Here is a 21,533-nt window from a genome sequence, read left to right as displayed (position 1 = left end):
CACCATTCGCCGGCTCCCGCCGGCAGCCCCCGGCAGGTATTCCTGTCCGCTGCGCCCGGCGGGGCCACAACTTCAGCGTTCTTGCTTTTTCTTTAACTTCTCTTTGGCCTTTTTCAGCGCAAGTACCGGACAACGTTTGCACCGCGGTTTTGAGCGGCAGCACTTCTTCTTGACCTTGCCCACTGCGTTGCTCCCACTCCCTGAGGTTGACCCCATAGTAGGTTAGGCTTACCTGATCATTCAGGGGATCCGTCCGGCGAGGTGCTCGCAGGCGGATAGCATGGGGTGGGCTACAAAGCGGCGCAGAAGCCGGTGGCCATCTCCCAACAGGCAGATTTCGAGGAGTTTCGCGTGCCCACCGCCGCGCCGGCCACCGTCAGGACCGATCTTCGCAACATCGCCATCGTCGCGCACGTCGACCATGGCAAGACCACTCTCGTCGACGCCATGCTCCGGCAGTCGGGGGCCTTCGCCGCCCGCGCCGAGCTGGTCGACCGCGTCATGGACTCCGGGGAGCTGGAGCGCGAGAAGGGCATCACCATTCTCGCCAAGAACACCGCGGTGAAGCGGCACACCGCCGAGGGCGTGATGACCATCAACGTGGTCGACACCCCCGGCCACGCCGACTTCGGCGGCGAGGTCGAGCGTGGCCTGGCCATGGTCGACGGCGTGGTGCTGCTGGTGGACGCCAGCGAGGGCCCGCTGCCGCAGACCCGCTTCGTGCTGCGCAAGACCCTGGCCGCAGGCCTGCCGGTGATCCTCGTGGTGAACAAGGTGGACCGCCCGGACGCGCGCATCTCCGAGGTGGTCGAGGAGACCCACGACCTGCTCCTGGAGCTGGCCTCCGACCTCGACGCCGAGGGTGTCGAGCACCTGGACATGTCGGCCGTGCTCGACCTGCCGGTGGTCTACGCCTCCGCCCGGGCCGGCAAGGCCAGCCTGGAGCAGCCCGCTGACGGCGGCCTGCCGGACGCGGAGAACCTGGACGTCCTCTTCGACGTGCTGCTGGAGCACGTGCCGCCGCCCACCGGCGACGCCGAGGCCCCGCTGCGCGCCCTGGTCACCAACCTGGACGCCTCGGCGTTCCTGGGCCGCATCGCGCTCTGCCGCATCCACGCGGGCAAGATCCGCAAGGGCGAGTGGGTGGCCTGGTGCCGCGAGGACGGCAGCACGCAGAAGGTCAAGATCACCGAGCTGCTGATCACCGAGGCGCTGGAGCGGGTGCCCGCCGAGGTCGCCTCCGCCGGTGAGCTGGTCGCCATCGCGGGCATCCCGGAGATCACCATCGGCGACACCCTCGCCGACCTGGACAACCCGGACCCGCTGCCCCGGATCACCGTGGACCAGCCCGCGATCTCCATGACCATCGGCGTGAACACCTCCCCGATGGCCGGTCGCAACGGCGGCGACAAGCTGACCGCCCGCCTGGTCAAGGCCCGCCTGGACAACGAGCTGGTCGGCAACGTCAGCGTCAAGGTGCTGCCCACCGAGCGCCCGGACACCTGGGAGGTGCAGGGCCGTGGCGAGCTGGCGCTGGCCATCCTGGTCGAGCAGATGCGCCGCGAGGGCTTCGAGCTGACCGTGGGCAAGCCGCAGGTGGTCACCCGCACCATCGACGGCCAGCTGTGCGAGCCGTTCGAGCGGCTCACCGTGGACACCCCCGAGGAGCACCTCGGCGCGGTCACCCAGCTGCTGGCCAACCGCAAGGGCCGGATGGAGAACATGTCCGGCCACGGCACCGGCCGGATCAAGCTGGACTACGTGGTCCCGGCGCGCGGCCTGATCGGCTTCCGCACCGAGTTCCTCACCGAGACCCGTGGCGCGGGCATCGCCAACCACGTCTTCGAGGGCTACTTCCCGTGGGTCGGCGAGCTGCGCACCCGGCACACCGGCTCCCTGGTCTGCGACCGCACCGGCCAGGTCACCAGCTACGCGATGATCCAGCTGGCCGACCGCGGCACCTTCTTCGTGGAGCCGGGCGCCGAGGCGTACGAGGGCATGGTCGTGGGCGAGAACCCGCGCTCGGAGGACCTGGACGTCAACGTCTGCCGGGAGAAGAAGCTCACCAACATGCGCTCCTCCACCGGCGACGAGCTGGAGCGCCTGGCCCGCCCGCGCAAGCTGAGCCTGGAAGAGGCCCTGGAGTTCTGCTCCAGCGACGAGTGCGTCGAGGTGACCCCCACGGTCATCCGCGTCCGCAAGCTCATCCTGGACAGCACCCTGCGCGGCCGCGAGCGTTCCCGCGCCAAGACCCGCGACAAGGTCTGAGTGCAAGCCTGACCGGACGCCCACACCCGCAGCGCCCCTGGCCCACCAGCGGCAACGGCTCACGAAAGAGGCGTGGCGCGCCAGCGACACGCCGGGCTCTTGACCAGCGACGGGTTTGATTTTTTCGCGTCGTGCGTTCGTGACCCCGGCACTCCGAAGCTTGCTTCGCGTGTGCCGGGGTCACGAACGCACGACTCAGGAGCGAAAAAATCCCGCGCGCGGAGCGCGCCAATGTGACAGCAACCTCAACCCCGGTTCAGACGTCCTGTTCACAAGGGCTCGACTACGGTCTGGGAGCCTCTGCACCACCAGCCTGAGGTTGGCTGGGGTGATCATCTAGGGAGGAGTGCCGAGTGGGCTCGGCCGCATCCGCTGCACGGCGACTCGCGTTCGCCCTGCTGGGCGTCAGCGCGCTGGCGGCCTGCACGACCACCCCGCCCCCGCCGCTGGTGAACCCCGGCCAGCAGGGCGTGCCGACCAAGGTGATCGACCTCAACGAGGTGCTGGTCGGGGTGGACCGGCTGGCCAGGGGGTTCAACCCGCACGCGCTGGCCGACCAGTCGGTGGCCACCACCGCGCTGGCCACGCTGATCCTGCCCTCGGCCTTCCGCACCGGCCCCGACGGCGTGCCCCGGCCGGACCCGGCGGTGCTCAACAGCGCCCAGGTCACCAAGAGCGAGCCGTTCACCGTGACCTACTCGCTGCGCAAGGACGCCTCCTGGTCCGACGGCGGGCCGATCGCGGCCGAGGACTTCGACTACCTGTGGCGGCAGATGACCACCCAGCCGGGCACGGTGAACCCGGCGGGCTACCGGCTGATCAGCAACGTGGTCTCCAAGGACAGCGGCAAGACCGTCGAGGTGGTCTTCAGCAAGCCCTACCCCGGCTGGCGGTCGCTGTTCCGCAACCTGCTGCCCGCGCACCTGCTCAAGGACGCCTTCGGCGGCTGGAACGCGGTGCTGGACACCAGCTTCCCGGCCTCCGGCGGCCGGTTCGCCATCCGGCAGATCGACCTGGCCCGCGGCGAGGTGGTGCTGGAGCGCAACGACCGCTACTGGGGCACCCCGGCCACGCTGGGCCGGATCGTGCTGCGCCGCACCGACACCGCGGGCATCACCGCGGCGCTGCGCAGCGGCAACGAGCAGCTCGCGGTGGTCACCCCCGACCAGGCCGGGATGGAGCAGCTGAGCGCGCTCGGCGAGGTGGCCAAGCTGACCACCATGCCCAGGGGCAGCACCGTGCAGCTGTTGCTGCGGCCGGTGAGCCCGGTGCTGGCCGACGTCCGGATGCGCACCGCGCTGGTCAGCCTGATCGACCGCAACGCGCTGATCGCCAGCGGCACCGGCAACGGCCCGGCCGCGGCCCTGCGCGCCGACGCCCAGGTCTACGGGCCCGCCCAGGCCGGTTACGGCGCGACCATGCCGGGGGACACGCCCTCGGCCAAGCCGGACCACGGCCGGGCGGACGCGCTGCTGCACGAGCTGGGCTACCGCAGGGACGGCGCGGGCAAGTGGGCGCGGGAGGGGCGGCCGCTGAGCATCACCATCGGCGCGCCGACCGACCGCGAGCCCTACGCCTCGCTGGCCGGGCTGATCCGCCGCCAGCTGGCCGAGTTCGGCATCGACGCCAAGGTGACCAACTCCGGCGGCGATCAGCTCTTCGGCGAGATGCTGCCCAGCACCCCGCCGACCGCGACCAGCGCCGCCACCAGCAGCACCTCGGCCCCGCCGACCAGCACCACCGGGGTGCCCACCACGGACGCCGGCGTGGTCGACCTGGCGGTGGTGCCGCAGGTCATCGACAGCGATCCGGCCACCGTGCTGGCCTCCAGCTTCGGCTGCCCGCCGCAGGGCGCGGACGCCCCGGCGGTGCCGGCCAACCCGGCCGGGTTCTGCGACCGCACCCTGCAACCGGTGATCGACTCCGCGCTGACCGGGGCCGCGCCGCTGGCCCAGGTGCTGCCGGGGATCGAGGCCACGCTGTGGCAGCAGGTGGTCGCGGTGCCGTTGTTCCAGTCCGCCGACGTGCTGGCCACCGGCGCGGATGTCACCGGGGTGGACCCCGGACCGGCCTTCGCCGGGCCGTTCACCACGGCCAACACCTGGAAGCGCGTGCCGCCCAAGTGACGCTCCGCATAACGGCATCACCCTTTGGTCACGATCCGTGGTCCAGTGGTGACCGCCGGGGCGGGCCTCCATAACCTCCGCACGTGTCCCTGTCAACGGTAGGAGTACCCGTGCGCGCGCTGACGGCCGCCCTGACCAGCCTGCTGCTGGTGCTGGGCGCCTGTTCCTCAGCCAGCGAGGACGCGGGCCTCAACGGCGACAGCCAGCGCACCGGGGCCAAGGGCCGCCTGCCCGGCACCGACCAGTACAAGCTGCCCGCGGTGCGCGCCGGTGGCGAGGTGGTCATCGGGCACGACCTGCCCTACACCGTCTACAACAACCAGGTCGCCGACGCGGGCAACTTCAACAACACCCTGGTGCTGAGCCCGGTGCTGGCCGGGCCGTTCATCCACGAGGACACCCTGTCCCCGCTGCTCAACACCGACGTGATGCTCGGCGTCGAGCTGACCTCCACCGCCCCGCAGGTGGTCACCTACCGGATCCGGCCCGGCGTGAAGTGGTCCGACGGCGAGGCCTGGGACTGCGACGACTTCTACCTGGCCTGGCTGGCGCAGAGCGGCAAGGCGGTGCGCAGCGACGCCACCGGCGCCCCGGTCACCGGGCCGGACGGCAAGCCCGCCAAGTACTTCCGGCCGGCCGCCAGCACCGGCTACGAGCTGATGTCGGTGCAGTGCAAGGACGAGCTGACCTTCGTCACCACCTATGACAAGCCGTTCCCGGACTACAAGAGCCGGTTCGACGCCGTCCACCTGATGCCGGCGCACGTGCTGGAGCGGGAGACCGGCATCAAGGACATCACCAAGGTCGGCCCGAGCTCCCCGGACGCCGACCTGGAGAAGGTGTCCAAGTTCTGGAACACCAGCTGGACCGGGTTCGACCCGAAGCTGATGCCCGGCTCCGGCCCGTACCGGATCGACAGCTGGCAGCAGGGCAGCCAGGTGCGCCTGGTGCGCAACGAGAAGTGGCTCGGCAACCGGGGCGGGCCGTCCGCGGTGGTGCTGCGCAGCGAGGCCGACCCGGCCAACCAGGTGCGCGCCCTGCAGGAGAACAAGATGCAGGTGATCGCGCCGCAGCCGGACCCGAGCACCGCGGCCACCCTGCGCGGGCTGGGCGCCCAGGGCGTGAAGTACTCCGCCGGTGGCGGGCTCACCTTCGAGCACCTGGACCTGAACTGGCGCAGGCCGCTGTTCCAGGACAAGGCGGTCCGCTACGCCTTCGCCCAGTGCGTGCGGCGCGGGGAGATCGTGCAGAAGGTGGTGCGCGGGGTGGACCCCTCGGCCAAGCCGCTGGGCAGCCTGCTGTTCCTGCCCGGCGAGGACGGCTACCAGGACCACTACGCCAAGCTCATGCTGGACAGCCCCGAAGAGGCGGTGAAGACCCTCCAGGCCGCGGGCTGGCGGCGGGACGGCAAGTACTTCGACAAGGGCGGCAAGGCGCTGGAGATCAAGGTCAGCCACAACGGGCTGCCCCGGCGCAAGCAGACCGTGGAGCTGATCCAGGCCTCCTGCGAGTCGGCCGGCATCAAGATCGTTGATGACAGCGATCCGGCCTTCCTGGACGGGCGCAACAGCCGGGGCGACTACGACGTGGCGCTCTTCGGCTGGGTCGGCACCCAGTGGAAGTCGGACAAGAAGGGCATGTACGCCACCGGCGGCGGGCAGAACTGGGGCGGCTGGTCGAACCAGACCGTGGACCGCGAGCTGAACCAGGTCGGCGTCGAGCTGGACGCGGCCAAGCGCACCGAGCTGCTCCAGCACGTGGACAAGACGCTGGCCGAGGAGATCGCCTCGCTGCCGCTGTTCCAGGTGCCCACGATGGTCGGCTACCGGGACACCATCGACAAGGTCACCTACCACCCGCGGCTGGGCGTCACCTGGAACGTCGCCGAGTGGCAGGTCTCCGAATAGCCACTGATGGCTGAATGTCGCCCAGCGTCACACTGAAGAGTTACCGCGCTGTGGTGACATCTGGCAAAACGGTTCAACTCTGAGCCACTAGGCTATTCCGGTGACACTGACCGCCCCACCACGGTTGCTGCTGGTACACGCTCACCCGGACGACGAGAGCCTGTGGACCGGCGGCACCATCGCCCGCTATGCCGCCTACGGCGCGCACGTGACCGTGGTCACCTGCACCCTGGGCGAGGAGGGCGAGGTCATCCCCGAAGGACTGCGCGGCCTCGGCCCCGAGGCAGCCGACCAGCTCGGCGGCTACCGGGTCGGCGAGCTGCGCGGGGCCTGCGCCGCACTCGGCGTGATCGACCACCGGTTCCTCGGCGGCATGGGCCGCTGGCGGGACTCCGGCATGGCGGGCACCAAGGCCAACCAGCACCCGCGCAGCTTCGTCGAGGGCGACCTGGCCGAGCAGACCGCCGCGCTGGCCGCGATCCTGCGCGAGGTCAAGCCGCAGGTCGTGGTCACCTACGACGCCTTCGGCGGCTACGGCCACCCCGACCACATCCGCGCGCACGAGGTCACCATGGCCGCCACCGCCGAGGTGCCGGGCATCGACCGGGTCTTCCACACGGTGACCTCACGGGCGCACCTGGACCTCGGCGTGGCCGGGCTGGCCGAGCTGGAGAGCCTGCCCTTCCGGCTGCCCGAGCCCGGCGAGCTGACCGCGGTGGACGACGCGCTGATCACCACCTCGGTGGACATCGCCGAGCACGTACCTGCCAAGCTCAGTGCGCTGCGCGCGCACGCGACCCAGGTGCAGGTGTGGCAGGGCAACGACGGCGCGGCCGCCTACGCCCTGTCCAACGGCATCGCCCAGCCGGTGCTGGCCACCGAACACTTCGTGCTGGCCCGCGGCAGCGCCGAGGGGATCGCCACCGACCTCTTCGGCGGGGGAGGTGCACCAGGGACGGACGGAGGCGGATCACGGTGACCCAGGTCGAGGAGCTACCCGTCGGCGAGCCACGACGACCGGCGCTCCTCTCCCGGCTGGCCAGCCCCTTCGTGCTGCTGGTGCTGGTGCTGGACGCGGTGCTGCTGGCCTGGCTCCAGCTGCTGTTCCTGCCGCTGCGGGTCTGGGACTTCTGGCCCGCCGTGCCACCGGCCTACAACTGGCCGCTGCCGGTGACCGTGCTGCTCGCGGTCATCACCACGCCCTGGCTGGTGCTGGCCGCCGCCCGCTGCACGCACCGGATGATCCTGGTGTCGCTGCCGTTCCTGGCCTGGCTGGGCGCGCTGGTCGTCTTCGGCGTGGCCGGGCCCGGCGGGGACATGCTGCTCACCGACGACTGGCGCTCGCTGCTGCTGCTGTCCGTCGGCTCCCTTTCGGGCGCGGTCGCCCTGGGCACCCGGCTCACTCTCCTGCCCCAGCCGAGATGAGCCGGTACCTGCGCTGACCTGCGCGGTATCAGCTCTTAGTTCTGCTGGCGGAAGAAGATAGGCGGACCTTATTTCCCTGTGAGTGAGCACACCAGGTGTGATTGTGTCCGGCAGGCAAGGAATACTTGCCTGGTGTCGCGCTGAGCCCGACAGCGTGGCTGGAACGGACCAAGGAGCAGGAGACCTGCTGTGACCTACGTGATCGCCGAGCCCTGCGTCGACGTGCTGGACAAGGCCTGCATCGAGGAATGCCCGGTCGACTGCATCTACGAGGGCGACCGGATGCTCTACATCCACCCGGACGAGTGCGTCGACTGCGGCGCCTGCGAGCCGGTGTGCCCGGTGGAGGCCATCTACTACGAAGACGACACCCCCGAGCAGTGGAACCAGTACATCAAGGCCAACGTGGACTTCTTCAGCGAGCTGGGCTCGCCGGGTGGCGCCGCGAAGGTCGGCAAGGTCTCCGCTGACCCGGACTTCATCAAGGCGCTGGAGCCCAGGGGCGAGTGAGCACCTCAGCCACACCGGAGCGGTTCGCGCTGCCCGACTTCCCGTGGGACTCCCTCGCTGAGCACGCCGCCCAGGCGCGTGCGCACCGGGGCGGGGCTGTCGACCTGTCCGTCGGCACCCCCGTTGACGAGGTCGACGAGAAGCTGCGGGCCGCGCTCGCCTCGGTCGCGCAGGTGCCGGGCTACCCGACCACGCACGGCACGCCGGAGCTGCGGGAGGCCGCTGTCGGCGCCATGGCCCGCCGCTTCGGCGTCACCGGCCTCGACCCCGCGGCGGTGCTGCCGACCATCGGCTCCAAGGAGCTGGTGGCCTGGCTGCCCACCCTGCTGGGCATCCGGCCGGGCGAGCTGGTCGCGGTGCCCGAGCTGGCCTACCCGACCTACGAGGTCGGCACGCGGCTGGCCGGCGCCGAGGTGGTCCGCCTGGCCGACGGCCAGGCTCCGCCGCCGGGCACCAGGCTGGTGTGGCTGAACTCCCCGTCCAACCCGACCGGCCGGGTGCTCCCGGCCGCCGAGCTGGCCGAGGCGGTGCGCGCCGCCAGAGCCGTCGGCGCGGTCGTCGCCTCGGACGAGTGCTACCTCTCGCTGGGCTGGGACGCCGAGCCGGTCTCCGCGCTGCGCGCCGAGGTCTGCGACGGCGACCTGACCGGACTGCTGGCGGTGCACTCGCTGTCGAAGTCCTCCAGCCTGGCCGGCTACCGCGCCGGGTTCCTCACCGGGGACCCGGTACTGGTGGCCAGGCTGCTGGAGATCCGCAAGCACGCCGGGATGATGGTGCCCCGGCCGGTGCAGGCCGCGGTCACCGCGGCGCTGGCCGACGACGAGCACGTGGCCAGGCAGCGCGAGCGCTACCGGGCCCGGCGCGAGGTGCTGCTGCCCGCGCTGAAGTCGGCCGGGTTCACCGTGGAGCACTCCACGGCCGGCCTGTACCTGTGGTCCACCCGGGGCGAGGACGCCTGGCAGACCGTGTCCTGGCTGGCCGAACGCGGCATCCTGGTCGCGCCGGGCACCTTCTACGGACCTGGCGGCGACCGGCACGTGCGGGTGGCGCTGACCGCCACCGACGAGCGGATCGCCGCGGCCGCCGAGCGCCTACAGGACTGACCGGCCGGTCCGCTCCAGCGTGTCCCAGACCGCCCACCAGCCCGCCCGGCAGCTCACCCGCCGAGCCTCCTCCCGCTCCACCAGGCGGCCGCCGACGAAGGCCAGGTCGAAGTCGATCACCTCGCCGTGCGCGGCCAGCAGCGCGCGCACCCGGTCCTGCGCCACGCAGGCGTCCTGGTGCTCGCCGAGCAGGTCCTGGAAGTCGGTGGTGGCCTTGAGCAGCACCCGGATCTTCTTGCCCAGCAACGGCCTGGCCAGCTCGGCGGTGTAGCGCAGGCGCTTGCCGTCGATGCGCAGCGCGTGCAGCACCTCGTCCTCGGGGTCCGGCCCGGCCTTGGCCACCGCGCGGGCCAGCCGGGCGAACTCGGCCCGCACCAGCCCGGAGAGCGCGGTCAGGGTGTCCACCGGCGGTCCGGGCTCGGTGCTGGCCGCCTCGGCCGCCAGCGCCTTCAGCAGCCGCTGGTAGCGCCGGGAGTCCAGCGCCTTGCGCAGGGCGGCGCGGGCGGTGTCCCGTTCCGCGTGCAGCCCGGCCAGCAGGGTCTCCACCGCGGCCCGCTCGTCCTCGGGGAAGTGCGCCGCCTCGGTGGTCAGCCGCTCGACCAGCACGTCCAGGTCCCGCACCGGTCCCAGCGCCCGGCCCAGCCAGCCCAGCTCGGCGCGCAGCCGGTCGGCGGTCTCCCGGTCCAGGAACGGGCGGGCGGCCTTGAGCATGGCCCGCAGCCGCCGCACCGCCACCCGCATCTGGTGCAGGTCCTCGGCGTCCTCGCCGGAGCGCGTCCCGGGTTCGTGCGCCCGCAACGCGGCGAGCCGGACGTCCAGTGCCGCCCGCACGTGCAGGTGCACCGGATCGCCCGGCCCGAGTTCGCGTGTGATCTTCGGCACGCTGCCGATGCTAGTGGCCGTCAGTCGTTTGCGTGCAAGGCCGAGTTCAGCTCGACCTTGGCGCCCTTGCGTGGCTTCACCAGCACCGCGCCGCTGACCGAGTCCCTGATGAACAGCAGGCTGTCCGAGCCGGAGAGCTCGCCGGCCTTGACCGTGCCGCCATCCGGCAGGGTGACCTTGGTGCCCGCGGTGACGTACAGCCCGGCCTCCACCACGCAGTCGTCGCCGAGGGAGATGCCGATCCCGGCGTTGGCGCCGAGCAGGCAGCGCTTGCCGATGGCGATGGTCTGTTTGCCGCCACCGGAGAGGGTGCCCATGATCGAGGCGCCGCCGCCGACGTCGGAGCCGTCGTCCACCACGACCCCGGCGGAGATCCGGCCCTCCACCATCGAGTTGCCCAGGGTGCCCGCGTTGAAGTTGACGAAGCCCTCGTGCATCACGGTGGTGCCGCTGGCCAGGTGCGCGCCCAGCCGGACCCGGTCCGCGTCGCCGATGCGCACCCCGCTGGGCAGCACGTAGTCGACCATGCGCGGGAACTTGTCCACGCTGTACACGGTCACCGGCCCGCGCGCCCGCAGCCTGAGCCGGGCAGCCTCGAAGCCGGGCACCGGGCAGGGCCCGTGGTTGGTCCACACCACGTTGGCCAGCAGCCCGAACAGGCCGTCCAGGTTCTGCCCGTGCGGCCGGACCAGCCGCGCGGAGAGAAGGTGCAGGCGCAGGTAGACGTCGTGCGCGTCCACCGGCTTGTCGGCAAGGCGCGCGATCGCGGTGCGCACCGCGACCACCTCGACCCCGCGGGCGGCATCCGGCCCGAGGAGCGTGGCGACCTCGGCCCCGAGCGCCTGCGCGGCCTGCTCGGCGGAGAGCCGCTCGGTCCCGCCGGTGGCCTGCTCGCCGAGCTTGGGCTCGGGGAACCAGGTGTCCAGCACGGTGCCGTCAGCGGCGATGGTGGCCAGTCCGACGCCGTACGCGCCGGTGACCTGCGGATCAGGGGTCTGCTCGGTGCTCACCGGCCCATGGTAACTGGTGCACCTGGCAGGCGGTCCTTACCGGACATGGCGCGCCTCGATCTCCCGCAGCACCCTGCCCATCTCGGCCACCTGGTCCTCGCAGTCCGGGGCCACCGGGGGCGTCGGGCACTTCTGCTGCGCGTAGATCGCCGCCACCGCAATCATGCGTTGGTTGAACGCCCGCATGGACTCGTGGTCCGCGGCGTACATCCGTCCGACGAGCGCGGCTGAGGCTTCCAGCCAGGTCGCACAGGCGGCCGCGCTCGGCCGACCGGCCTCCCGGGCGCACAGGTGGTTGACCTGCGCGGCCAGGTCGGCCCCGAACTCCGCGCGGAACGGGTTCGGCACGTTCGGATCCGCCTGCGCCTGCCCGGCCACGGGGCTCGCACACCCGGTGAGCAGCACCAGCGCCAGCAAGCCCGGCACGATCTTCAACATCGGTTCCCCCTCAAGTCCCGGAGAGCACCCTAGCGGCGTTCGTGGGTAGCCTGCCGGGCGTGACCGTGCGCCTTGACCTCGCCGCTGACCCGATCGAGCTGACCGCCGCGCTGGTGGACGTGCCCAGCGTCTCCGGCAACGAGGCCGCCCTGGCCGACGCCGTGGAAGCCGCCCTGCGCGAGCAGGCCCCGCACCTGGAGGTGGTGCGCAACGGCGACGCCGTGCTGGCCCGCACCAACCTGGGCAGGCCGTCGCGGATCATCTTCGCCGGGCACCTGGACACGGTGCCGATCGTGGACAACGTGCCGCACCGCCGCACCGGCTCCGGCGAGGACCTGGTGCTGCACGGCTGCGGCACGGTGGACATGAAGAGCGGCGACGCGGTGATGCTGCACCTGGCCGCCACCGTCACCGACCCGGCCTACGACCTGACCTTCGTCTTCTACGACTGCGAGGAGGTCGAGGCGGTCCGCAACGGCCTCGGCCGGATCGAGCGCGAGCTGCCGGAGTGGCTGGCCGCGGACCTGGCCATCGTGTGCGAGCCGAGCAGCGCGGTGGTCGAGGCGGGCTGCCAGGGCACCATCCGGATCGAGGTGCGCACCGCGGGCAAGCGCGCGCACACCGCCCGCGCCTGGATGGGCAGCAACGCCATCCACGCCGCCAACGAGGTGCTCAACCGGCTCACCGGCTACCAGCCCCGGGTGCTGGAGATCGACGGCTGCACCTACCGCGAGGGCCTGCAGGCGGTAGGGGTCAGCGGCGGCGTCGCGGGCAACGTGGTGCCGGACGAGTGCGTGGTCACCATCAACCACCGCTTCGCCCCCGACCGCTCGCCGGAACAGGCCGAGGCGCACCTGCGCGAGGTCTTCGCCGGGTTCGAGGTCACCGTGGTCGACGTCTCCGCCGGCGCCCTGCCCGGCCTGCACGCCCCCGAGGCCAAGCAGCTGCTCGCCGCCTCCGGCGCGGACCCGGTCGGCAAGCTCGGCTGGACCGACGTGGCCCGTTTCGCCGCCCTGGGCATGCCCGCGGTCAACTTCGGCCCCGGCGACCCCGCCCTGTCCCACACCCCGGAAGAACACGTCCCCGCCCCGCGCATCACCCACTGCGCCAACGTCCTCCGCCGCTTCATCACCGGCTGACCCACCCGAGTGTTGGCCGTTATCGCACGGTGTGTTGGCCGTTGTGGACGCCGTCTTGGCCGAAGTGGGACCCACTTCGGCCAACACCGGGTACGACTTCGGCCAACACTCCGTACGAGATCGGCCAACACGATGGGGGTTAGGTCGGGCCCAGGCCGGATTGCAGGGCGAAGACGACCAGCTGGGCGCGGTCGCGGGCGTGCATCTTGAGCATCGCGCGGCTGACGTGGGTGCGGACGGTCTCGCTGCTGACCACCAGCTGGGCGGCGATCTCGTCGTTGGACATGCCGGTGGCGACCCAGCCGACCACCTCGCGCTCCCGGTCGGTCAGGTGGGCAACGCCGGGGTGGCTGACCGGGGCGGGGCCGGGGCGGGCGAAGCGGCTGATCACGCTGCGGGTCACCGACGGGGACAGCAGCGAGCCGCCGCCGGCCACCACCCGGACCGCGCGCAGCATCTCCTCCGGTTCGGCGTCCTTGAGCACGAAGCCGCTGGCGCCGCTGCGCAGTGCCTCGAAGACGTACTCGTCCAGGCCGAAGGTGGTCAGCATGACCACCCTGACCTCGTGCAGCGCCGGGTCGGCGGTGATCTCGCGCAGTGCGGCCAGGCCGTCCAGGTCCGGCATCCGGATGTCCATCAGCACCACGTCCGGCTTGAGCTCGCGGACCCTGGCCACCCCGCTGCGGCCGTCCGCGGCCTCGCCGACCAGCTCGGTGTCCGGCTCCGAACCCAGCAGGGTGCGCACGCCGACCCGCACCAGCGCCTGGTCGTCCACGACCACGACCCGGATCACGTTCACGCGCCCTCCCCGGTCAGCGGCAGCCGCGCGGTCACCGCGAAGCCACCGCCGGTGCGGGGGCCCGCGGACAGTGTGCCGCCCAGCGCTCCGGCCTGGGCGCGCATCCCGCGAATGCCCGAGCCCGCTCCCGCCGGGACCCCGCCGCCCGCGCCGCCGCTGTCGGTGACCTCGATCAGCAGCTCCTCCTCGGTGCGCGCCAGCCGGATGTGCGCACTGGCGCCCAGCGCGTGCCGGAGCACGTTGGTCAGCGCCTCCTGCACGATCCGGTAGGCCGCCGCGTCCACCGGCTGCGGCAGCTCGCCGGCCGCGCCGTCCAGGCTGACCTCGACCCCGCCCGCGAGCACCCGGTCCACCAGCCTGGGCAGCTCGGCCAGGCCCGGCGCGGGTCGCAGCTCGGCCGAACCGGGGCTGCGCAGCGCATCCAGCGCGAACCGCAGGTTCTCCAGCGACTCCCGGCTGGTCGCGCGCACCGCCTCCATCGCGGCCCTGGCCTCGCCGGGACTGCGCTCCAGCACGTGCAGCGCGACCCCGGCCTGCATGGCGATCACCGCCAGCCCGTGCCCGATGGTGTCGTGCAGGTCCTGGGCCATCCGCAGCCGCTCCTCCGAGGCCACCCGCCTGGCCTGCTCGATCCGCACATCCGCCCTGGCCGCCCGGCGCATCCGGATCGCGGTGCCCAGCACCAGCGCCGCGGCCAGGATCAGCACCCAGATCAACGTGACGCTGAGCAGCCGCACCGGATCGCCGAGGGTGGCTTCTTGCAGGTGCTTGGTGAACATGGCCACGATCAGCACGCCCAGGTAGGCGGCCACCGCGACCAGCGCCCGCCGCACCGGCCAGCGGATCGACACCAGGCAGACGATCGCGGGCACGGTGAACAGGATCGGGCCCCACGGGTAGCCGAGGGTCAGGTACGCGGTGACCGCGATCCCGTTTGCGGCCAACGCGGGCGCCGGCCAGTGCCGCACCGCCAGCGCGCAGGCGGCCACCGCGATCAGCAGGTAGGCCAGCACGTCCGGCGGCCGGGCCGCGTCGGGCTGGAAGAAGGCCGCGGCCTGGGTGCCGATCAGGCCGGCGGCCAGGAACGGCAGGGCTGGCCACACATCCCACGGGGACGGCCGCTCGGCAGTGGTGCTCACGTCAGCAGACGATAGGAGCGCGAAGGAGATCCGGCGTCACCGGCGGCGCGTACCCGGCCTACGCGATCCCGCGTAGCCGCCAAGCCGCCGTGACGGTGACGCCCCGGCAGCACCCCCGCCGACACGCTTCTGCCATGACAACGCAGCTGAGCGCACCACCGCTGGCACCACCGGAACTGGCCGCGGTGCACACCAGGAAACTGACCAAGCGCTACGGCGGCCACCTCGCGGTGGACGGGGTCGGGCTGACCGTGCGCCGGGGCGAGGTCTACGGCTTCCTCGGCCCCAACGGCGCGGGCAAGACCACCACCCTGCGCATGGTGCTCGGCCTGGTCCGCCCGACCAGCGGCGCGGCCACCGTGCTCGGCGAGCGCGCCGGCACCCCGGCGGCCAACCGCCTGGTCGGCGCGCTGATCGAGGGACCGGGCTTCTTCCCCTACCTCAGCGGCCGGGACAACCTGCGCGCGCTGGCCCGCCACCGCGGCCTGCGGGACGCCCATGTCGAGGACGCGCTGGCCAAGGTGGACCTGAGCGTCCGCGGCAAGGACCGGTTCACCTCCTACTCCCTGGGCATGAAGCAGCGGCTCGGCGTGGCCGCGGCCCTGCTCGGCGACCCCGAGCTGCTGATCCTGGACGAGCCGACCAACGGCCTGGACCCGGCGGGCGTCAGCGACATGCGCAAGCTGATCGCGGAGCTGTCCGCGGCCGGGCAGACCGTGCTGCTGTCCAGCCACCAGCTCAGCGAGGTGCAGGAGATCTGCGACCGGGTCGGGGTGATCTCACGCGGCCGCCTGGTCACCGAGGCCACCGTGGGCGAGCTGCGCGGCGGCGGACGGCTGCTGGTGCGGGCCGACCCGCTGGATGTCGCGCTGGCGGTGGCCATGCGGGTGGCCGGTGACGACAACGTGTCCATTGTGGACGATGCGATGCAGCTGCGGGTGGATCCCGCCCGCGGCGCGGAGGTCAACCGCGCGCTGGTGGCCGCCCAGGTGGACGTGCACGAGATCCGGCCGGTGGAACGCTCGCTCGAAGAGGTCTTCTTCGAGATGACCAAGGAGGACAACCGATGAACGCCGTACTCGCGACCAGTCGCGCCGAACTCTTCCGGCTGCGGAAATGGCCCGCGGTCTGGGTGATCGGCGGGGCCTGGCTGGTGCTCAACATCATCTTCGTCTACATCTTCAACTACCTGTCCTATGTGGACGGTTCAGGGTTCGCCGCGGGCACGCCGAAAGAGCTGCTGCTGGAGCGGTTGCTGCCCGCCGGGGTGCCGGTCGGGCTGGCGCAGGGCACGCCGATGTTCGGCGGGGCGATCATGCTGACCCTGGGCGCGCTCGCCACCGGCAGCGGATTCGGTTGGGGCACCTGGAAAACCGCGTTCACCCAGGGCCGGGGACGGCTGAGCGTGCTCGCCGGCACGGTGGCCGGGCTGGCCGCGGTGGTGCTCACCGTGGTGCTGGCCACCCTGGTGGTGGACCTGGGCATCTCCACCGCGGTCGCGCTGGCCGAGGGGCAGGCGCTGGTCTTCCCGCCGGTGGGCGAGGTGCTGCGGGCGGTGGCCGGCGCGCTGCTGGTGCTGGGTATGTGGGTCTCCGCCGGGGTCGCGCTCGGCACGCTCTCCCGCAGTCCCGCGCTGGCCGTCGGCCTCGGCGTGGTGTGGGTGCTGGCGGTGGAGAACCTGCTGCGCGGAGTGGCCGGCGCGCTGGACTGGCTGACGCCGGTGACCGACCTGCTGCCCGGCTCGGTGGCCGGGTCGGTGGTGGCCGCGCTGGGCGCCACCCCGGTGTCGCAGGGCGGCGCGCCGGGCGTGGTGGACACCCTCACCGCCTGGCCCGCGGTCGGCATGGCCTGCGCGTACGCCCTGGCCTTCGCCGCGCTGACGGTGTGGCTGGTGCGCCGCCGGGATGTCAGCTGAGTGCGGCTGGGACCGGCCCTTGGCAACGCTGCCAGGGGCCGGTCGGCCGTGCTCAGGCGTTCTTGAGGAACCGCGCGGTCAGCTCGGCCACCCGCTTGCCCTGGTAGCGGGCGGAGGCGTGGGTGTCCTCGCTGATCGGGTTCTGGCCCTGGGCGTCGGCGTGCGAGGCGCCGTAGGGCGTGCCGGTGGCGAACTGGATCGGGTCGGTGTAGCCGGGGGTGATGAGGATGCCGCCGAAGTGGTGCACGGTGTTGTACAGCGCGAGCAGGGTGGACTCGCGGCCGCCGTGCAGGGTCGCGGTGGAGACGAAGCCGGAGTACACCTTGTCCGCCAGCGCGCCCCGCGCCCACAGGCCGCCCAGGGTGTCCAGGAACTGCTTGAGCTGGCTGGAGACGTTGCCGAAGCGGGTCGGCGTGCCGAAGATGACCGCGTCCGCCCACTCCACGTCCGCCGCGGTGGCCACCGGCACGTCCTTGGTGGCCTCGGCGTGCGCCTGCCAGGCCGGGTTGCTCGCGATGGCCTCGGCCGGGGCGAGCTCGGGCACCTTCAGCACCCGGACCTCCGCGCCCGCGCCCGCGGCGCCCTCGGCGATCGACTGGGCGAGGGAGTGCACGCTGCCGGTGGAGCTGTAGTAGATGACGGCGACCTTGGGCTGGCTCATGACGGGACTCTCCGAAGCATGTTGTCCAACTTTCAATCTCTTACGTGGAAGATGGTGCACGGGTGCCAGGCCGCCCGCAACCGGATCTCACGGTTCGGGCCTCACTAGGCTGTGTGCTATGACGCTCGACCCGAAGGACCTCGCGTCCAGCCCCGACGTGGACGTGCGCGAGAAGCAGCGCGGCCCGGTCACCCTCCGCCGCTCCAGCAGCGTGGAGTCCACCACCACCGACCAGCGGCTGCTCGACTCCCGCGGCCCCTCCGACTGGGTGCACACCGACCCGTGGCGGGTGATGCGGATCCAGGCCGAGTTCGTGGAGGGCTTCGGCGCGCTCGCCGAGCTGCCGAGGGCGGTCACCGTCTTCGGCTCGGCCCGCACCGGCCGGGACCACCCCGAGTACGAGACCGGCCGCAAGCTGGGCAAGGCGCTGGCCGAGGCCGGGTTCGCCTCGATCACCGGCGGCGGCCCCGGCGCGATGGAGGCGGTCAACCGCGGCGCCCAGGAGGCCGGCGGCATGTCGGTCGGCCTCGGCATCGAGCTGCCGTTCGAGCAGGGCCTCAACCCGTGGGTCGACCTCGGCGTGAACTTCCGCTACTTCTTCACCCGCAAGACCATGTTCGTGAAGTACTCGCAGGCGTTCATCTGCCTGCCCGGCGGCTTCGGCACCCTGGACGAGCTGTTCGAGGCGCTCACCCTGGTGCAGACCAAGAAGGTCACCAAGTTCCCGGTGGTGCTCTTCGGCGTGGACTACTGGCAGGGCCTCTACGACTGGCTGCGCGACTCGGTGGCCGGCTCCGGCAAGATCGGCGAGAAGGACCTGGCCCTGCTGCACCTGACCGACGACATCGACGACGCGGTGCGCGTGGTCGAGGAGGCATACAAGGCCTGGCAGGACGCGCACTGACATGAGGGTCTGCGTCTTCTGCGGTTCGTCCCCGGGCAAGGGCGAGAAGTACGTCGAGGCCGCGCGGCGGCTCGGCACGGTCCTGGCCGAACAGGGCGTGGAACTGGTCTACGGCGGCGCCAGCGTGGGCACCATGGGCGTGGTGGCGGACGCGGCGCTGGCCGCGGGCGGCCGGGTGCAGGGCGTGATCCCGCAGGGGCTGTGGGACCGCGAGGTGGCCCACCACGGGCTCACCGAGCTGCACGTGGTGGCCGACATGCACGAGCGCAAGGCGAAGATGGCCGCGCTGTCGGACGCCTTCATCGCGCTGCCCGGCGGCCTGGGCACCTTCGAGGAGCTGTTCGAGGTGTGGACCTGGGCGCTGCTCGGCATCCACCGCAAGCCCATCGCGCTGCTCGACGTGGACGGCTACTACCAGCGGCTGCGCGAGTTCGTGAACCACGCGGTGGCGGAGGAGTTCGTCGCGCCGAAGTACCGCGACCTGGTCTTCGTCGAGGAGGACCCGCTGCGCGCGCTGAAGACCTTCGCCGAGCGCGGGGTCAGTTAACGGACCAGCGGACGGCAGGTGACGCAGTGGCGCTCCGGTGGCAGCCGGGACGCCTCGGCGTCACTGAGCCGCCGCTGCCCGGGGTGCCAGGAGTAGCGCGCCTCGTGCACGTACTGCTGCAGGCTGCGCCCGGGATGGGTCGGCCCCGCGCCCGGCACGGTCGCGCAGTCCCAGCGGTGCAGGACGCCGCTGTTGACCAGGAACGGGTACCGCACCGAGTCGGCGAAGCGCCGCCGCGCCTGCTCGAACTCCGCCAGCGCCCGCCGGTACCCCTCGGCCCGGTCCTCACACCGCGGACAGCACCCGCTGTGCGGCACACAGGCCTGCGCCGCCGCCAGCAGCTCGGCCCGCGCCTCCGCCGCCGAGGTCCGCCCGCGCTCGATCGCCTCCAGCAACCGCACCACCACCGGCAGCTCGACGTCCCAGCCGAACCCCGGCACATCCCGCCGCCGCTGCGAGGACCACCCACCCCAACTCAGCGCCACATCCTCGTGACGCGACTCAGCCAGCTCGATGTCCACCCGGAAGCTGCGCGACATGGGCCAGCACTCTAGGAACCCGGCCCTTTCCCCGGACGGGCGAACCCCCGTGGTCGCGGAGCGTGGTCGCGGCTCAGGCGACGCAGAACTGGTTGTCCTCCGGGTCCAGCATGATCACGAAGTCCAGCGCGCCGTCCTGCTCCACCCGGCGCAGCACCCGTCCACCGGCCGCGGTCAGCCGGGCCACCTCCGCCTCGATCAGCGGCACCCGCTCCGCGGCGGGCCGGGTCCGCCCGCCGCTGACCTTGAGGTCCAGGTGGAACCAGTTCTTGCCCTGGTGCTTTTCCGGGACCTCCTGAAAAAAGAAGCTCGGGCGCGTGCCGTCGGGGTCGGACAGGTAGGCGCCCTCGAAGAAGTCGTCGGTGTCCTCATAGCCCTTGAAGTCGAAGAAGGCCTGCCAGCTGTCCCAGCCTGCTGGGGGTGGCTTCTTCACGTAGCGAAGGGCCACCTCCCAGAAGGCGGACATGCGGACCGCGTCATTGCAGTCAATGGTCAGGTGCCATTCGGTCGCCATGTGGCGAAGCTAGACCCGGCCACCGACAGTTCAGCCCAGCGGCAGGTCCAGGCGGGACGGGTTGTCCGCGGGCGAGCTGAAGGTGACCGAGGAGCCGATCTTGCTCTCGCCCCGGTACAGCCCGTCCACCGTGTCCACCACCACCGCGACCCGGTGCCCGGCCGGAACCGGGTGCACCAGCGGGTCCAGCGAGATGTTCAGGGCGGTGGGCTTGCCGGGGGTGGCCTCCAGCAGGGTGTGCGGCTGGTGGGTGAGCAGGCGGCCGGTGCCGGTGGGGCCGACGTCGTAGAGGTAGGCGACCACGGTGGCGCGGGCGCTGCTCGGGGTGACGGTCAGGTGCAGCCTCGGGGTGCCGCGGACGGTGGCGGGGCTGGTCAGCACCGGGGTCTGCCAGACGCCGGCGTTGGTGCGGAGCACGCCGGGAATCCAGGCGAACTGCGGGATGCCCAGTGCCTCCGCGCCGCCGGTGAGGATCGCGGTGCCGCCGTTGGCGATGGTGTCGATGCCCGCGTCCGCCTTGTGCGACCAGCCGGTGCGGGCGGAGCTGACCAGCTCGCCGGTGCGGTTGAGCACCGGGGTCAGGCCGGAGAGGTACAGCTTCTTCGGCGCGGCCTCCAGCGCGGCCCAGCTGTCGTAGCCCTTCCAGGAGCCGCCCAGGGTCGGGCGGACCTGCACCGGCTGTTCCTTGTCGATGCCGTTGGCCTGGCCGCGCAGGTGCCGGTCGAACCAGCGGTGCACCGAGGTCCAGGTGTCATTCGGCAGGCCGATGATGCCGGTCAGCTCGGGCACCGCGTGGTCGCCGGGCTGGAACTCCAGGCGCTTGGGCAGCTGGAGCTGGTTGTAGTAGTCGGCGAGCTGCCCGGCCGGGAACAGGCTGTCCGACCAGCCGTTGGCGATCAGCACCGCGGGCTTGTTCGCGTTCAGTCCGGCCAGCTGGTGCGCCGGGCTGCGCTCGGGCGCGAGCTTCATCGCCTCCACCCGGTCGTTGCGCTCGTAGGCGGCCAGGGTGTGCTGCAGCTTCGCGCCGGGACGGCCGGTGAGCCTGCCGGCCAGGGCGAGCAGGCCGATCGCCTGCTGGCTCCAGGTCTGGTTGGGCAGCAGTGCGGCGGCCAGGTCGGCCCAGGCGCTCAGCGCGGCCACCGCGCGCACCCGCTTGTCCTTGGCCGCGGTGAGCATGCTGATGCCCGCGCCGTAGGAGACCCCGGCCATGCCGATCTTCGCCGGGTCCGCGCTGGTGTTGGCCAGCACCCAGTCCACCACCGAGGAGGCGTCCTGGACGTCCTCCGGCCCGGCCACCTCGATGGTGCCGCCGGACTCCCAGAAGCCGCGGGTGGTGTAGCTGAGCGCGACGTAACCCGCCTCGGCGAGCTTGCGGGTCTGCGCGATGTACTCCAGGTTGTTCACGCTCCAGCTGGAGATCAGCACCACCGCCGGGTGCGGACCAGGTCCGGCCGGGCGGAACAGGTGCGCCCCCAGCTTCGTCCCGTCCTTGCTGGTGATGGTCAGGAACTCCGGGCCAGCCGGAGCCGCGCTCGCCACCGGGGCGAGCGATCCGCTGGTCACCAGCGCGGTGAGCGCTGCCAGCAGGAGAAGGACGAACCGACGCATGTGACCTCCATTGGCCCTTACCGGTCAGTAGGTAAAAGTGGCGCGGACCACATTGGTGACGTGATTGTGGCCGGAATCACAGCGAGGCGCTCGTGGCAC

Annotated in this window: 21 protein-coding genes; 12 read left to right on the top strand and 9 right to left on the bottom strand. The window is 71.9% G+C overall.

Features of this window, described 5'->3' with window-relative positions:
* The first annotated feature begins 351 nt into the window (after positions 1–351).
* The 7 genes from typA to dapC all read left to right on the top strand — a co-directional run bounded on the left by typA (position 352) and on the right by dapC (position 9,339).
* Positions 352–2,268, top strand: coding sequence for a translational GTPase TypA (typA, locus tag N8J89_RS36880; RefSeq protein ID WP_283661546.1), 1,917 nt, complete (start codon positions 352–354; stop codon positions 2,266–2,268).
* 353 nt (positions 2,269–2,621) lie between these two features.
* Positions 2,622–4,394: an ABC transporter family substrate-binding protein gene (locus N8J89_RS36875; protein ID WP_283661545.1), complete on the top strand. Its 1,773-nt coding sequence runs from the start codon at positions 2,622–2,624 to the stop codon at positions 4,392–4,394.
* Between the two features lie 110 nt (positions 4,395–4,504).
* Entirely contained in the window at positions 4,505–6,301 is a 1,797-nt protein-coding gene (locus N8J89_RS36870; RefSeq protein WP_283661544.1) for an ABC transporter family substrate-binding protein, read from the top strand.
* A gap of 100 nt (positions 6,302–6,401) precedes the next feature.
* A complete protein-coding gene (gene mshB / locus N8J89_RS36865) occupies positions 6,402–7,280 on the top strand; it encodes an N-acetyl-1-D-myo-inositol-2-amino-2-deoxy-alpha-D-glucopyranoside deacetylase (protein WP_283661543.1) in 879 nt (292 codons plus the stop codon).
* Positions 7,277–7,726 (top strand): hypothetical protein, encoded by a 450-nt coding sequence (locus N8J89_RS36860; RefSeq protein WP_283661542.1) that lies wholly within the window; start codon positions 7,277–7,279, stop codon positions 7,724–7,726. Before mshB ends, N8J89_RS36860 begins: the two co-directional genes overlap by 4 nt.
* Before the next feature lie 189 nt (positions 7,727–7,915).
* On the top strand, positions 7,916–8,236 hold the full coding sequence (fdxA, locus tag N8J89_RS36855) for a ferredoxin (protein ID WP_252481121.1): 321 nt from the start codon (positions 7,916–7,918) through the stop codon (positions 8,234–8,236).
* Positions 8,233–9,339 carry a succinyldiaminopimelate transaminase gene (gene dapC / locus N8J89_RS36850; protein WP_283661541.1) on the top strand — a complete coding sequence of 369 codons (1,107 nt, stop codon included), beginning with the start codon at positions 8,233–8,235 and terminating at the stop codon, positions 9,337–9,339. Before fdxA ends, dapC begins: the two co-directional genes overlap by 4 nt.
* On the opposite strand, the gene N8J89_RS36845 is transcribed toward dapC, so the two are convergent.
* The 3 genes from N8J89_RS36845 to N8J89_RS36835 are packed head-to-tail and all read right to left on the bottom strand — an operon-like array spanning position 9,328 to position 11,669.
* Positions 9,328–10,221 (bottom strand): CHAD domain-containing protein, encoded by an 894-nt coding sequence (locus N8J89_RS36845; RefSeq protein WP_283661540.1) that lies wholly within the window; start codon positions 10,219–10,221, stop codon positions 9,328–9,330. The two genes, dapC and N8J89_RS36845, sit on opposite strands and share 12 nt — an antisense overlap.
* A 20-nt stretch (positions 10,222–10,241) precedes the next feature.
* Positions 10,242–11,231: a 2,3,4,5-tetrahydropyridine-2,6-dicarboxylate N-succinyltransferase gene (gene dapD / locus N8J89_RS36840; protein WP_283661539.1), complete on the bottom strand. Its 990-nt coding sequence runs from the start codon at positions 11,229–11,231 to the stop codon at positions 10,242–10,244.
* A 36-nt stretch (positions 11,232–11,267) separates the two neighbouring features.
* Positions 11,268–11,669 (bottom strand): hypothetical protein, encoded by a 402-nt coding sequence (locus tag N8J89_RS36835; protein WP_283661538.1) that lies wholly within the window; start codon positions 11,667–11,669, stop codon positions 11,268–11,270.
* A gap of 59 nt (positions 11,670–11,728) precedes the next feature.
* Here N8J89_RS36835 and dapE point away from each other — a divergent pair, with 59 nt between their 5' ends.
* The gene (dapE, locus tag N8J89_RS36830) at positions 11,729–12,808 is read left to right on the top strand and encodes a succinyl-diaminopimelate desuccinylase (protein WP_283661537.1); all 1,080 of its coding nucleotides are present in this window, start codon (positions 11,729–11,731) and stop codon (positions 12,806–12,808) included.
* 139 nt (positions 12,809–12,947) lie between these two features.
* Here dapE and N8J89_RS36825 read toward each other — a convergent pair whose 3' ends face one another.
* Together N8J89_RS36825 and N8J89_RS36820 are read right to left on the bottom strand one after the other, a co-directional pair.
* Positions 12,948–13,601 (bottom strand): response regulator, encoded by a 654-nt coding sequence (locus N8J89_RS36825; protein WP_283666342.1) that lies wholly within the window; start codon positions 13,599–13,601, stop codon positions 12,948–12,950.
* Between the two features lie 2 nt (positions 13,602–13,603).
* Positions 13,604–14,746, bottom strand: coding sequence for a sensor histidine kinase (locus N8J89_RS36820; RefSeq protein ID WP_283661536.1), 1,143 nt, complete (start codon positions 14,744–14,746; stop codon positions 13,604–13,606).
* Between the two features lie 134 nt (positions 14,747–14,880).
* Here N8J89_RS36820 and N8J89_RS36815 point away from each other — a divergent pair, with 134 nt between their 5' ends.
* Complete coding sequence (locus N8J89_RS36815; RefSeq protein WP_283661535.1) at positions 14,881–15,816, top strand: ABC transporter ATP-binding protein; 936 nt, start codon at positions 14,881–14,883, stop codon at positions 15,814–15,816.
* The gene (locus tag N8J89_RS36810; protein ID WP_283661534.1) at positions 15,813–16,661 is read left to right on the top strand and encodes an ABC transporter permease subunit; all 849 of its coding nucleotides are present in this window, start codon (positions 15,813–15,815) and stop codon (positions 16,659–16,661) included. The genes N8J89_RS36815 and N8J89_RS36810 overlap by 4 nt, the downstream gene beginning before the upstream one ends.
* 52 nt (positions 16,662–16,713) lie before the next feature.
* Here the strand turns inward: N8J89_RS36810 and wrbA are convergent, their stop codons facing one another.
* Positions 16,714–17,322, bottom strand: a complete 609-nt coding sequence (wrbA, locus tag N8J89_RS36805) for an NAD(P)H:quinone oxidoreductase (protein ID WP_283661533.1) — start codon at positions 17,320–17,322, stop codon at positions 16,714–16,716.
* Between the two features lie 118 nt (positions 17,323–17,440).
* On the opposite strand from wrbA, the gene N8J89_RS36800 reads away from it, so the two are divergent.
* Complete coding sequence (locus N8J89_RS36800; RefSeq protein WP_283661532.1) at positions 17,441–18,226, top strand: LOG family protein; 786 nt, start codon at positions 17,441–17,443, stop codon at positions 18,224–18,226.
* A 1-nt stretch (position 18,227) separates the two neighbouring features.
* Positions 18,228–18,773: an LOG family protein gene (locus tag N8J89_RS36795; protein ID WP_252481110.1), complete on the top strand. Its 546-nt coding sequence runs from the start codon at positions 18,228–18,230 to the stop codon at positions 18,771–18,773.
* On the opposite strand, the gene N8J89_RS36790 is transcribed toward N8J89_RS36795, so the two are convergent.
* From N8J89_RS36790 to N8J89_RS36780, 3 genes are all read right to left on the bottom strand, one after another.
* Complete coding sequence (locus N8J89_RS36790) at positions 18,770–19,312, bottom strand: hypothetical protein (RefSeq protein WP_283661531.1); 543 nt, start codon at positions 19,310–19,312, stop codon at positions 18,770–18,772. The two genes, N8J89_RS36795 and N8J89_RS36790, sit on opposite strands and share 4 nt — an antisense overlap.
* A gap of 73 nt (positions 19,313–19,385) precedes the next feature.
* Positions 19,386–19,826, bottom strand: coding sequence for a VOC family protein (locus N8J89_RS36785; protein WP_283661530.1), 441 nt, complete (start codon positions 19,824–19,826; stop codon positions 19,386–19,388).
* A gap of 30 nt (positions 19,827–19,856) precedes the next feature.
* Positions 19,857–21,434, bottom strand: coding sequence for a CocE/NonD family hydrolase (locus tag N8J89_RS36780; protein ID WP_283661529.1), 1,578 nt, complete (start codon positions 21,432–21,434; stop codon positions 19,857–19,859).
* Positions 21,435–21,533 lie beyond the last annotated feature (99 nt).

The organism is Crossiella sp. CA-258035 (assembly GCF_030064675.1).
Classification (GTDB): domain Bacteria; phylum Actinomycetota; class Actinomycetes; order Mycobacteriales; family Pseudonocardiaceae; genus Crossiella.
Note: the sequence above shows the minus strand (reverse complement) of the source record. Positions and strands in the feature narration are given on the sequence as shown.